This is a genomic window from Caballeronia fortuita (assembly GCF_001544835.2).
In the GTDB taxonomy this organism is placed as follows: domain Bacteria; phylum Pseudomonadota; class Gammaproteobacteria; order Burkholderiales; family Burkholderiaceae; genus Caballeronia; species Caballeronia fortuita.
In genome coordinates this window covers 273,563-286,616 of sequence record NZ_FCNX02000008.1, presented here as the reverse complement: position 1 = coordinate 286,616, position 13,054 = coordinate 273,563, and the positions used below count along the sequence as shown (strand labels likewise).

The 13,054-nt window shown below is 63.7% G+C and carries 10 protein-coding genes and 1 tRNA gene; 2 read left to right on the top strand and 9 right to left on the bottom strand.

The window, feature by feature from the left end:
- Positions 1–20 precede the first annotated feature (20 nt).
- The 7 genes from AWB77_RS17520 to AWB77_RS17490 form a co-directional block, all read right to left on the bottom strand.
- Positions 21–1,418: an NAD(P)(+) transhydrogenase (Re/Si-specific) subunit beta gene (locus AWB77_RS17520; protein WP_061135692.1), complete on the bottom strand. Its 1,398-nt coding sequence runs from the start codon at positions 1,416–1,418 to the stop codon at positions 21–23.
- 10 nt (positions 1,419–1,428) lie between these two features.
- On the bottom strand, positions 1,429–2,988 hold the full coding sequence (locus AWB77_RS17515; RefSeq protein ID WP_061135787.1) for a Re/Si-specific NAD(P)(+) transhydrogenase subunit alpha: 1,560 nt from the start codon (positions 2,986–2,988) through the stop codon (positions 1,429–1,431).
- 276 nt (positions 2,989–3,264) lie between these two features.
- Positions 3,265–3,696, bottom strand: a complete 432-nt coding sequence (locus AWB77_RS17510; protein ID WP_061135786.1) for a PAS domain S-box protein — start codon at positions 3,694–3,696, stop codon at positions 3,265–3,267.
- 101 nt (positions 3,697–3,797) lie between these two features.
- On the bottom strand, positions 3,798–5,051 hold the full coding sequence (gene frc / locus AWB77_RS17505; RefSeq protein ID WP_061135691.1) for a formyl-CoA transferase: 1,254 nt from the start codon (positions 5,049–5,051) through the stop codon (positions 3,798–3,800).
- 32 nt (positions 5,052–5,083) lie between these two features.
- Positions 5,084–6,826 carry an oxalyl-CoA decarboxylase gene (oxc, locus tag AWB77_RS17500; protein WP_061135690.1) on the bottom strand — a complete coding sequence of 581 codons (1,743 nt, stop codon included), beginning with the start codon at positions 6,824–6,826 and terminating at the stop codon, positions 5,084–5,086.
- A gap of 172 nt (positions 6,827–6,998) precedes the next feature.
- Positions 6,999–8,351 carry an oxalate/formate MFS antiporter gene (oxlT, locus tag AWB77_RS17495; RefSeq protein ID WP_061135689.1) on the bottom strand — a complete coding sequence of 451 codons (1,353 nt, stop codon included), beginning with the start codon at positions 8,349–8,351 and terminating at the stop codon, positions 6,999–7,001.
- Positions 8,352–8,643: 292 nt separating this feature from the next.
- Positions 8,644–8,718 (bottom strand) — tRNA-Arg (locus AWB77_RS17490).
- A gap of 139 nt (positions 8,719–8,857) precedes the next feature.
- Here AWB77_RS17490 and AWB77_RS17485 point away from each other — a divergent pair.
- Positions 8,858–9,175, top strand: coding sequence for a hypothetical protein (locus AWB77_RS17485; protein WP_061135688.1), 318 nt, complete (start codon positions 8,858–8,860; stop codon positions 9,173–9,175).
- Between the two features lie 6 nt (positions 9,176–9,181).
- Here AWB77_RS17485 and AWB77_RS17480 read toward each other — a convergent pair whose 3' ends face one another.
- Positions 9,182–11,086, bottom strand: coding sequence for a bifunctional sugar phosphate isomerase/epimerase/4-hydroxyphenylpyruvate dioxygenase family protein (locus tag AWB77_RS17480; RefSeq protein WP_061135785.1), 1,905 nt, complete (start codon positions 11,084–11,086; stop codon positions 9,182–9,184).
- 254 nt (positions 11,087–11,340) lie between these two features.
- Here AWB77_RS17480 and AWB77_RS17475 point away from each other — a divergent pair, with 254 nt between their 5' ends.
- Positions 11,341–12,198 (top strand): shikimate dehydrogenase, encoded by an 858-nt coding sequence (locus AWB77_RS17475; protein WP_061135687.1) that lies wholly within the window; start codon positions 11,341–11,343, stop codon positions 12,196–12,198.
- Between the two features lie 80 nt (positions 12,199–12,278).
- Here the strand turns inward: AWB77_RS17475 and AWB77_RS17470 are convergent, their stop codons facing one another.
- Positions 12,279–12,959: a TetR/AcrR family transcriptional regulator gene (locus AWB77_RS17470; RefSeq protein ID WP_061135686.1), complete on the bottom strand. Its 681-nt coding sequence runs from the start codon at positions 12,957–12,959 to the stop codon at positions 12,279–12,281.
- Between the last annotated feature and the right edge of the window lie 95 nt (positions 12,960–13,054).

Here is a 13,054-nt window from a genome sequence, read left to right as displayed (position 1 = left end):
TCGGAGCAAGTACGGTCGTCTCAGGCGCCCAGATGACCGAGCAGCGCATCGACACTGCCCTTCGCATCGCCGAAGAGCATCCGCGTGTTCTCCTTGTAGAAGAGCGGATTGTCGACGCCGGCATAGCCCGCCGCCATGCTTCGCTTCGACACGACCACGGTCCGGGCCTTCCACACTTCGAGCACCGGCATGCCCGCGATCGGACTGCCGGGATCCTCGAGCGCGCCCGGATTCACGATGTCGTTCGCGCCGATCACGAGCACGACATCCGTGTTGGAAAAGTCGTCGTTGATCTCGTCCATTTCCAGCACGATGTCGTAAGGCACCTTCGCCTCGGCGAGCAGCACGTTCATGTGGCCCGGCAAGCGGCCCGCCACCGGATGAATACCGAAGCGCACGTTCACGCCCTTGCTGCGCAGCTTCTTCGTGATCTCGCTGATGGTCGCCTGAGCCTGCGCGACCGCCATGCCGTAGCCGGGCACGATCACGACTTCCGATGCATCGCGCAGCAGCGAGCCGACTTCGTCGACGGTGACCGGCGCGATCTCTCCCTCGATCGCCTTCGACGCGGTCGACGTCGCCGTGCCGAATCCGCCGAGAATCACGGCGAGGAACTTGCGGTTCATCGCGCGGCACATGATGTAGCTCAGGATCGCGCCGCTCGATCCGACCAGCGCGCCGGTCACGATCAGCAGATCGTTGTTGAGCATGAAGCCTGTCGCGGCGGCGGCCCAGCCCGAGTAGCTGTTGAGCATCGATACGACCACCGGCATGTCCGCGCCGCCGATCGCCATCACCAGATGCACACCGATCAGCGCGGCGATCGCGGTCATCGTGAGCAGCGAGCTGATGCCGACATCGGCGTCGGGCGCCGTCAGGAACACGTAGCCAAGCGCGACGCACGCGAACACGCCCACGAGATTCAGCGTGTGCCGCATCGGCAGCAGCAACGGCTTGCCGCCGATCACGCCTTGCAGCTTAAGGAACGCCGCGATGGATCCCGTGAACGTCACCGCGCCGATGAACACGCCGAGATAAATCTCGACGTTGTGGACCGACTGAGCGACGCCCTCCGCTTCCGCCCCCGCCGCCGGCGACAGATAGCTCGCGATGGCAACGAGCACGGCCGCGAGCCCGACGAAGCTGTGCAGCGCGGCGACGAGCTGCGGCATCTGCGTCATCTCGACGCGCCGTGCAAGTATCGCGCCGCCCGCGATGCCGATCGCCATCAGCACGGCGACGACCGGCAGCGCGGCTCCGCCGTTCAGCCACAGCGTCGTGACGATCGCGATGGCCATGCCCGCGACGCCATAAAGATTGCCGCGCCGCGCCGTCGATGGATGACTGAGCCCGCGCAGGCTCAGGATGAACAGCACGCTCGCCGCCAGATAGGCGATGCTTCCGATTCCAGTTTGCATGTCGATCTCCTTAGCGCTGGAACATGTTCAGCATGCGTTGAGTGACGAGAAATCCGCCGGCGATATTGATCGTCGCGACGAGGATCGCAAGGCCGGCGAGAATCGCGACCAGATGATCCGGCGTGCCGACCTGAAGCAACGCGCCGGTCACGATGATTCCGCTGATCGCGTTCGTCACGCTCATCAGCGGCGTGTGCAAAGCGGGCGTTACGTTCCACACGACCTGAAAGCCCACGAAGATCGCCAGCACGAACACCGTGAAGTGCGCGACGAAGGCAGGCGGCGCGACGGCGCCGAGCGCCGCAAGCAGTACAGCCGCGACGACGAGCCCCGCGACACCGATCCATCCCGCGCGACGTTTCTGTTCGACGGTCACGGCGATTGTCTCGGCGGGCTTTGCGGCGGCGGCCGGCGCAACGGCGGGCTCGGGTCTTTTCGGCGGCGGCCACTTGACTGCGCCGCGCAGCACGACGGTCACGCCGCGCATGACTTCGTCGCCGGAATCGAGCGCGATCTCGCCGTTCTTCTGCGGCGTCAGATCGGTCAGAAGATGGCGCAGATTTGTGCCGTACAACTGGCTCGATTGCGTCGCCATGCGCGAGGGCAAGTCCGTATAACCGACGATCGTCACGCCTTCCACCGATGCCGCCTCGCCCGGCTGCGTCAGTTCGCAGTTGCCGCCCTGCTCCGCGGCCATGTCGACGATCACGCTGCCCTGGCGCATGCTGCGCACCATGTCGGCGGTGATGAGTTTCGGCGCGGGCTTGCCCGGAATCAGCGCCGTCGTCACGATGATGTCGACATCCTTCGCCTGCGCGGCGAACAGCGCCATTTCCGCGGCGATGAATTCCGCGCTCATCTCTTTAGCGTAACCGCCGCTGCCGCTGCCGTCCTCCACATAGTCGAGTTCGAGAAACTCCGCGCCCATGCTCTCGACCTGCTGGCGCACTTCGGGCCGCGTATCGAAAGCACGGACGATCGCGCCGAGACTGCGCGCCGCGCCGATCGCCGCCAGTCCCGCGACGCCCGCGCCGATCACGAGCACCTTCGCCGGCGCGATCTTGCCCGCCGCGGTGATCTGGCCCATGAAGCCGCGGCCGAACTGGTGCGCGGCCTCGATGATCGCGCGATAGCCCGCCATATTGGCCATCGAGCTCAACGCATCGAGCTTTTGCGCGCGCGAGATGCGCGGCACGCAGTCCATCGCGAGCGCGGTGACGTTGCGCTCGCTCAAGCGCGTGAGCAACGCCGCGTTCTGCGCCGGCCAGATGAAACTGATCAGCGTCGATCCTTCGCGCAGCCATTCGACTTCGTCGCCCACGGGCGCGATGGAAGGCGCACGCACTTTCACGACGATATCCGCATCCGCATACAGCGACGGCGCGTTCTGCACGATACGCGCGCCCGCCGTGCGATACGCATCGTCGGTGAATGCGGCGAGCTCGCCCGCGCCCCCCTCGACGCTCACCTCGAAGCCGAGCTTCAGCAGATGCCCGACCACCTCCGGCGTCAACGCGACGCGACGCTCCCCGGGAAAGCGCTCCCGTGGCACAGCAATCATCATTGGCATGACTAAGTTCCCGATCGACAGTTTGAATGCTTCTAGCGTGGCGCGCGCCTCGCTGCGGCGGGCGCGCATGCCTGACCTCGCATCGGCGCGATGCCGGTGCGAAGTGCGAATAGGGGTGAGTTTCCGGTCGGTCAGCCGCGCATGCGGGCATCGGGTGAAGCGGCCGTGGGATGAGTGGCCGCTTCCTTGCTGGGCTGTCGTCCATGCGCCTTTTTGTTGCGCGGACGTGAGCCGCTGTCTCCCTGGTGGTTTCTTCTGTGAATCGCTAAAAACGTGTCAGGCGTCGACTTTCGCCTCCAGCTCGGCGATACGCAAGCGCCGCGCACGCTCTTCCTGAAAGCGCGCCGTTTCATCGCGGATGATCGCAACGATGCCGTTCAGTTCGCCTTGCGGCGAATGCAGCAGCGCGACGGTAAATGCAATCGACATCGCGCGTCCGGCTTTATCGACGGCGGGAACCTTGAGCAGATCGTGCCCGTAACGCGTTTCGCCGGTCGCCATCGTCTTGTGATAGCCGTCCCAATGACGGCCGCGCAGACGCTCCGGAATGATGAGATCGAGCGATTGACCCAAGGCTTCGCTTGCGGTGAAACCGAACATGCGTTCCGCCGCCGGATTCCATAAGGTAATCGCGCCGCTCGCATCTGAAACGATGACGGCATCGCCGATTGCATTGACAAGCTGTTCGTAGTCGATCGTGTGGGTCATTGTGTCGTCCATGCTGGGGTATCGATCGAATCCGGTTTATGAAGGGCCGCTGCCGTTTTCAGAGGCAGCGGCACCTTTCACTCTTGCCAGAGACAACCGCGTCAGACAGCGCGCGCTTCCTTCATCTTCGCTACCTGCTCCTTGCTATAGCCGAGTTCGAGCAGCACTTCCTCGGTGTGTTCGCCCAGGAGCGGCGAGCCCGTGATCTCCGGCTTCAGGTCCGAGAACTTGATCGGGCTGCCGACCGTGAGATATTTGCCGCGCACCTTGTGATCCACTTCGACGATGGAGCCGCTCGCGCGCAACGACGGATCGTTCGCGAGTTCCTTCATCGTCAGCACCGGGGCGCACGGGATGTCGAACTTGCGCAGGATATCGACTGCTTCGTACTTGGTCTTGTCGGCGAGCCATTCCTCGATCTTGCCGAAGATATCGAAGATGTGCGGCTGGCGCGCTTCGGCCGTCATGTAGTCCGGGTCGTCGATCCATTGCTCCTTGCCGATCGCGCGGCAGATCGGCGCCCACGCGTGGCCCTGAATCGTGAAGTAGATGTACGCGTTCGGATCGGTTTCCCAGCCCTTGCACTTGAGCACCCAGCCCGGCTGCCCGCCGCCGCCCGCATTGCCGCCGCGCGGCACGACATCGCTGAACGTGCCGTGCGGATACTGCGGATATTCCTCGAGATAGCCGACGCGATCCAGACGCTGCTGATCGCGCAGCTTCACACGGCACAGGTTGAGCACGCTGTCCTGCATCGACACGGCCACTTTCTGGCCCCTGCCCGTTTGCTGGCGGCCGATGATCGCCGTCAGAATGCCGATCGCGAGGTGCATGCCGGTGTTGCTGTCGCCGAGCGCCGCCGCGCTGATGGTCGGCGGGCCGTCCCAGAAGCCCGTCGTCGATGCCGCGCCGCCCGCGCATTGCGCGACGTTCTCGTAGACCTTCAGGTCGTCGTAGTGATGGCCGTCGCTGAAGCCCTTGACCGACGCCACGATCATCTTCGGATTCAGCTTGCTGATGTTCTCCCAGGAGAAGCCCATCCGGTCCAGCGCGCCCGGCCCGAAATTCTCGACCAGCACATCTGATTCCTTGATGAGTTTCGTCAGCACTTCCTTGCCTTCGGGCTGCTTCGTGTCGAGCGTCAACGAGCGCTTGTTGCTGTTGAGCATCGTGAAATACAGCGCATCCGCGTCCGGAATGTCGCGCAGCTGGTTACGCGTGACGTCGCCCGAACCGGGACGCTCGACCTTGATGACGTCCGCGCCGAACCAGGCCAGCATCTGCGTGCATGCGGGGCCCGCCTGAACGTGGGTGAAGTCGATGATCTTGATGCCTTCGAGTGGTTTCTTGCTCACTGAAATCTCCTGGGTGGCTAGGCTAGTCTTGGTTACTTTTTCGATGCCGCGCTTTGCGGGTTCAGGTTCGTCAGCCGGCCGCTCTCCGTGCCGGCCGTTTCATCGATGACTGCGTTGATGAGCGTCGGCTTGCCCGACTTGATCGCTTCTTCGAGCGCGTGCGTAAGCTCTTCGGGCGTCGTCGCGTTGTAGCCGATGCCGCCGAATGCCTCGATCATCTTGTCGTAGCGTGCGTTTTTCACGAACACCGTCGGCGCGACGTCCTTGCCGCCGGTCGGATTCACGTCGGTGCCGCGATACACGCCGTTGTTGTTGAACACGATGGTGCAAACCGGCAGGTCATATCGGCAGATGGTTTCGAGTTCCATGCCGCTGAAGCCGAACGCGCTGTCGCCTTCGATCGCGACGACCTGCTTGCCGCTCGTCACCGCCGCGCCGATCGAGAAGCCCATGCCGATGCCCATGATTCCCCACGTGCCCGAGTCGAAACGCTTGCGCGGCTCGTACATGTCGATGATGCTGCGCGCATAGTCGAGCGTGTTCGCGCCTTCGTTGACGACGTTGATGTCGGGGCGCGTCTTCAGTACGTCGCGAATCGCGCGCAGCGCGCTGTGGAAGTTCATCGGCGACGGATTCTTCGCGAGCGTCGCCGCCATCTTTTCGAGGTTCTTGTTCTTGCGCTCGTTGATCGCGCCCGTCCATTCGACCGACGGCTTCGGGAAATCCGCGCCGATGCCTTCGACGAGCGCCGAGACGCACGAGCCGATGTCGCCGATCACCGGTGCGGCGATCGCGACGTTGCTGTCGATTTCGGTCGGCGAGATATCGATCTGCACGAACTTCTTCGGCGCGGCGCCCCAGGTCTTGCCCTTGCCGTGCGCGAGCAGCCAGTTCAGACGCGCGCCGATCAGCACGACGCAATCCGCTTCCTGCAACACGAACGAACGCGCCGCCGATGCCGACTGCGCATGCGTGTCGGGCAGCAGGCCCTTGGCCATCGACATCGGCAGATACGGAATGCCGCTCTTTTCCACCAGTTCGCGAATCTGCGCGTCGGCCTGCGCGTAAGCCGCGCCCTTGCCCAGCAGAATCAGCGGACGCTTCGCACCCTTGACGACGTCGAGCGCGCGCTTCACCGAATCGGGCGAAGGCAATTGACGCGGCGCGGCATCGATGACCTTGATGAGCGACTGCTGGCCCTTGAGCGCGTCCATCGTCTGCGACAGCAGCTTGGCGGGCAGATCGAGATACACGCCGCCAGGACGGCCCGACACCGCCGCGCGGATCGCACGCGCGATGCCGATGCCGATGTCCTCCGCGTGCAGCACGCGATACGCGGCCTTCGCATACGGCTTCGCCGCGTTCAACTGGTCCATCTCTTCGTAGTCGCCTTGCTGCAAGTCGACGATTTCGCGTTCGCTCGAACCGCTGATGAGGATCATCGGGAAGCAGTTCGTGGTTGCGTTGGCGAGCGCGGTCAGTCCGTTCAGGAAGCCCGGCGCCGACACGGTCAGGCAGATGCCTGGCTTCTGCGTCATGTAGCCGGCGATCGCGGCCGCGTTCCCCGCATGCTGCTCGTGGCGAAAGCCGATGAAGCGCATGCCTTCCGCCTGAGCGAGGCGCGCGAGATCGGTGATGGGAATGCCGACGAGCCCGAAGATCGTGTCGATGTCGTTCAGCTTCAACGCGTCGATGACGAGATGGAAACCGTCGGTCATTTGCGGCGCCTTCACTTCAGCGGCTTCCTGTGTTCTTGCCTCGAGTACGTCTGCCATTTGTCTCCCCCAGAGGGCCGGTTATGTTGGTGATATACTAGATATCAGATACTGGATTTGTCAAAGCTTACTTCGATTTCAGGGATCAGGATCAACCCTAAGAGGGCTGCTTCATCAGGGCGAAAGGCCGCGGACGTTCCGTCACGCGGCCTTTTTTCGGGCGAGCACTGCTTCATCGGGTCGACGACTTGCTCGGGGCATCCGTCCAGTCGGTCTGGAAGGGCAAGTCGAGATAGGGCTGCGGCGACGCCTGCGTGACCGTGTTGTCGATCCATCGGCGGCGCATTGGCGCGAGCACGAACTTCGCGCACACGCCCGCCGCTATCGACGTGATCGCGGTCGCGATGAACACGGTGTTCCACGAGCCGAGCGATGCCAGCACCGACGCAAGCGGCACCATCATCGAAGCCGTGCCTTTGGCGGTGTATAGCGTCCCGGCATTCGCGGCGGCGTATTTGCTGCCGAAGGTGTCCGCGCAGGTCGCGGGGAAGATCGAGAAGATTTCGCCCCAGCACAGGAACGTCATCGCCGCGAACAGCATGAAGAGATACGGGTTCTGACCGAACTGCATCAGCCCCAGCAGCGCGACGCCTTCGCCCAAAAAGATGATGAACATCGTGTTCTCGCGGCCGATCTTGTCGGAGATGAAGCCGCAGAGCGGTCGCGTGAAGCCGTTGCAGAGGTTGTCGATGGACAGCGTCATCGCGAGCAGCGGCAAGGTCGCGCCGAAGAGGCTCACGGGCAGGCTCGCGAAGCCGTATTCCTTGGCGATCGGTCCGAACTGCGCCGTGGCGATCACGCCGCCCGCCGCGACCGCCACGAACATCGCGTATAGCACCCAGAAGATGGGCGCGCGCACCATCTGTCCGGTCGTATAGTCGATCTTGGTCGCGACGATGCGCTTGGCCGGCACGATATCTTTCGGCGGATTCGGACGCACGAGCATCAGCGCGAGCACGAAGATGCATGCGCCCTGCAGGATGCCGAAGAACATGAACGCGTGCTCGTAGCCGGAACTCTGAATCATGTTGGAGATCGGGATCACGGTCACGGCCGCGCCCGCGCCGAAACCCGCCGCCGTCAGACCGGCCGCGAGACCGCGCTTGTCCGGGAACCACTTGAGCGCCGTGCCGACGCAGGTGCCGTACACGCAGCCCGCGCCGATACCCGCGACCACTTCGGCGATGTATAGATGCATGAGCGTGGTGGCGTGGGCATCGATGATCCAGCCGATCGCCGCGCAGATCGCGCCGCCCATCACCACCGGCCGCGGCCCGAACTTATCGACGAGCCAGCCCTCGACGGGCACGAGCCACGTCTCGGTGACGATGAAGATCGTGAAAGCGGTCTGGATCGCCGCCTGGCCCCAGTGATGTTTCGCGTCCATCGGCATGACGAACAACGTCCACGCGTACTGGAAGTTGGCGACAAGTCCCATGCAGATGATCCCGATGACCAACTGCACCCATCTGTTCTGACGACGCCCGTTCGACTGCCCGGCCACCGTCGCATTTGCGCTCGCCATGTCTGTCTCCGTTATGTGTCATTGCGCTCGTCCGGCGCTTGATCCGATTCTGGAAACGCCATGCCGCACCGGAAGATGGTGGGTGCATCGTGCGCGAGAATGGCTATAAGAGAAAGTTATTAAAAATTTCGATGTCGATTCAGGATCGTGAATGGATCGGAGTCAGGTCGCGACGAAGCGGCGACGAAGCGGCGAGTTCGCGCAATGGAGGTGACGGATCGAGGGAAGGTGGTGCGGCGGGTGAACTGCTGACTGACTGATGACGAAGCCGCGGCGAGCGGCATGCGGGATCTGGTCCCCCCGGCAGGAATCGAACCTGCATCTAGCGCTTAGGAGGCACTCGTTCTATCCATTGAACTACGGGGAGCGGACCGCGCCGGCCGAAAGCAGGGCCAAGCGAGCGCAGAGTATAGCAAACGCTATCGTGTCGTCGCGCATCGCGGGAAGAGTCGCGATTCAGGGTTTGCACCTATCAAGTTCCGCCCAATTGCGCCGCCATCGGAGTAATGGACCCATTCCCCGATACCAAGCCGCAGGGCGCGTTCTCGGCGTTGCTGGCTGACCAGGACCTGACGCACCTCGAACTGGTGCTGCGTCGTTCATTGTCGTGCGATCTCGGCGGTCCGTTGCTGCCGCCTTCGTACTGGCGCGAGCGGCTCGCATCGATCACGCGCCGGTCCCATCTCTCCCACACGCAGATTCAGACCGTGCATCGGCTCTATCTGCAGATCGACGCGTTCGAAGCCGCCACCCGCAGTCAGGAAGACGAGCGGCGCCGCGAGCGCGAACCCGCGGCGGGCAGCGGAAAAGCCGAAAGCGCCTGAACGCGCTCAGGCCATCCGGCGGGCGCGCTGCTGCTGTTGCGCGTGCGCCGCGAGACGCACCGCCGCATTGGCGGCGCCGTAGCCGTCGTAGCCGCCGCGACGTTCGATCACTTCGAGGAAAAATCGCTGATCGAGCTGCTCCGTGTACGCATGGAAGAACTCGCCGCCGCGCTCGTCGCGGTCGTAGAGAATGTTGTGCTCGCGCATCTCGTCGATCTGCTCGTCGGGCAGGCCGAAGCGCGCGACGAGATCGTCGTAGTAGTTGCGCGGAATGCGCAGAAATTTGACGCCGTCGGCTTCGAGGCGTGGAATCGCATCGAAGATATCGGGCGTGCTGAACGCGACGTGGTTCAGGCCCGAGCCGCGATACGTCGAGAGCGACTCCGACACCGCCGTGTAGCGATCCATCGATGCATTCAGCGCGATGCGCACCGACCCGTCGCGGCTTCGCACCGCGCGGCTGCGCACGAGCCCATACGGATCGGGCACGAGCACGGCGGGCTCGGTCTCGAAACCGAACGCGCTGCGGAAAAACAGCACCCATGTATCGAGCGCATCGGCGGGCAGCGACAGGCACACGTGATCGATGCGCGAGAGCGGCCCCACTTCATACGGCCCGTCGATGTCGGTCAGGATGAAGTCCGATTCCCACAAGGTCGGCCCGCCCTTCGCTTCGTCGACGAAATAATCGAGGCTGCCATCGGGCGATTGCACGCCCGGGACGACGCGCTCGTTCGGCCCGACGCGCCCCGAAAACGGCTGCGATCCGAACGCGGCAGCGCGCTCGAACGCCTGCGCCGCGTCATCGACATGAAACGCCGACGCGCACAGCGACAAGCCATGCTTCTGGAAGAACGCGCTCGCGAAGGAATCGGCCTCGGCGTTGAGCACGATCGATCCCGCGCCATGCCGATACAGCGCGACCTCCTTCGAACGATGCTTGCCCGCGAGCCTGAAACCCAGCCTGCCGAGCCATTGCGACAGATGCTCGCGCGTTGCATCGTCGACGGCGAATTCCAGAAACTGGAAACCGATGTGCTCGGGCGGCGCGGGCGGGTTGAACAGCTCCGGCGGCACGTCCTTGCCTTCGGAAACCAGCAGCGCGCGCGTCTGCTCTTCGAGAAAGCGCAGCGAGCGATAGCCGTCCGCCGCCGTGATCGCGGTCGGCGCGGCGCGAAAGCCGTCGTTGAAGATTTCGAGCGACAGCGGTCCCTTGTAACCCGCTTCGAGCACGCGCGCCGTGAAACCCGCGACGTCGAACGCGCCCTGCCCCGGAAAGCATCGATAGTGACGGCTCCATTCGAGCACGTCCATCGCGAGAATGGGCGCATCGGCGATCTGCACGAACGCGATGCGCTCGCCCGGAATCGACGCGATCTCGTCGACGGAATCGCCGATCGACAGCGTGTGGAACGTGTCGAGCGCGAGGCCGAGATTCGGATGATTCACGGCATCGACGAGCTTCCACGCGTGCTTGTACGAGTTGACGTAGCGGCCCCACGCGAGCGCTTCGTACGCGACGATCACGCCTGCTTGCTCCGCGATGTTCGCGAGCACGCCGAGCTGATCGGTGAGGAGCGCGTCGTCGCGGATCGTGTCCGGCGACACATTGCTGCACACGAGAATGCGATCCGTGCCGAGCTCATGCATCAGCTCGAACTTGCGCTTCGCCCGCTCGACATTGCGCGCCAGTCGCTCGGGACTCACGCCGTCGAAATCGCGGAACGGCTGAAACAGATAGATTTCGAGGCCGAGATCGGCGCACATGCGGCGCACGTCGGCGGGCGTGCCGTCGAAGTACAGCAGATCGTTCTCGAAGATCTCTAAGCCGTCGAAACCGGCCACCTTGATGGCCTGCAGCTTCTCGGGAAGCGTGCCGCTGATGGAAACCGTCGCGATGGAAGTGCGGATCGAACGCAGCATCGCTGCCTCCTCGTTGCAATTCGGTGAATGCGGGATGGATCGAGCGCGGTGCCGTTCAGTTTAGGCCGTTGCGGGCGAAGCACGCGCGCAATCCATGTCATTCTGCGGGATAATAACAAACTAACTAGACCGTACAAATAAGTGAAAACACGAACCGACAAGCCACGCGCGTGCGTTCACACTGCGGCGTATTCAATCCCGCACTGCAGCATGGCAGTGCTCATCCATGCCGGAGCGCTCGCATGATCAACAAGACTTCGTATCTCATCGGCCTGATCGGATCGGGCATCGGCGGCTCGCTCACGCCCGCCATGCACGAGAAGGAAGGCGGCCATCTCGGGCTCAATTACGTGTATCGACGAATCGATCTGCTGGCGCTCGAACTGGAGCCGCCCGCCCTGCCCGACCTGCTCGATGCCGCCGAGCGCATGGGCTACGACGGCCTGAACATCACGTATCCGTGCAAGCAAAGCGTGATCCCGTTGCTCGATGACCTCGATCCCGACGCGCGCGCGCTCGGCGCGGTCAATACGGTGGTGCTGAAGGATGGCAAGCGCATCGGCTACAACACGGACTGGTCGGGCTTCGCGCGCGCGTTCCAGCGCGGTCTGCCGGGCGCGCCGCTCGCGCGCGTCGTGCAACTGGGCGCGGGCGGCGCGGGCGCGGCCGTTGCGCACGCGGCGCTCACGATGGGCGCGCGCGAACTCACGCTGTTCGATTCCGACGACACCCGCGCAGCCTCGCTCGCCGCCGAACTCGCGGCGCGCTTTCCCGATCGCGTCGTGAAAAGCGGCGGCGATCTGCGCGACACGCTCGCCGGCGCGAGCGGCCTCATCCACGCGACGCCGACCGGCATGGCGAAGCTCCCCGGCCTGCCCTTGCCGGCGGAATATCTGCACAAGGAATTGTGGGTCGCGGAGATCGTCTATTTCCCGCTCGAAACCGAACTGCTGAAGGTGGCGAAGGCGCTCGGCTGCCGCACGGTGAGCGGCGGCGGCATGGCGGTGTGTCAGGCGGTCGACGCGCTGCGCATCTTCACCGGCCGCGAGCCGGATGCCGAGCGCATGTTCGCGCATTTCCAGAGCTTGCTCGAACGTTGATGCATCGCTGGCGATGAAAAACGGCGACCTCGCAAGAGCGTCGCCGTTTTATTTGCGCGCGAAAAAAGCGCGGGAGAAACTCAGCCGTCGCGCCGCATGAACCGCAGCACCGCATCGACGATCATCTCGCGGTGACGCGCACGCGAGCGCGCGCCCGACGGATCGCGCCCGAACGCCGCGCCCCACGTATGCCGGTTCGCCACGCGGTGAAAGCAGAACGAGCTGGTCATCAAATGCAGATCGATCGGATCGACATCGTCGCGGAACTTGCCCGCCGCGACACCGCGCGCGATGAGATCCTCGATGGTCTTCACGACCGTCGAATTGCGCGCCTTGAAGGTCTTCGATTGTTCGATGTACTTCGCGCTGTGGATGTTTTCGATGGTCACGAGCCGCACGAAATCGCGATGCTTGTCGTGATAATCGAACGTGAAACCGACGAACTCGCGCAGCGCTTCCTCCGGCTCCATTTCCGCGAGCTGCAGTTCCTGTTCGAGCGCGCGGATGTCGCCGTAGACCTGCTCCAATACCGCTTCGTACAGCCCTTCCTTGCTGCCGAAGTAGTAGTACAGCATGCGCTTCGTGGTGTTGGTGCGCTCCGCGATGGCGTCGACGCGCGCGCCCGCGAGGCCCATCGCCGAGAACTCCTGCGTGGCGATGTCGAGAATGTTCCGCTTGGTCTCCTCAGGATCGTACTTGCGCCGTCCCTGCTCCGTGGTCGACGAGGGCGCGGCACCAGCGGCCTTGCTTCCTTTTTTCATTTTTCTGTCTGAGAACGGCAGTGAAAATCGATTCTAGCACGCGGTTTTGACGCATCCTCGCCATAACGGACGTTGCAACGAGAGGCCTTCACCTA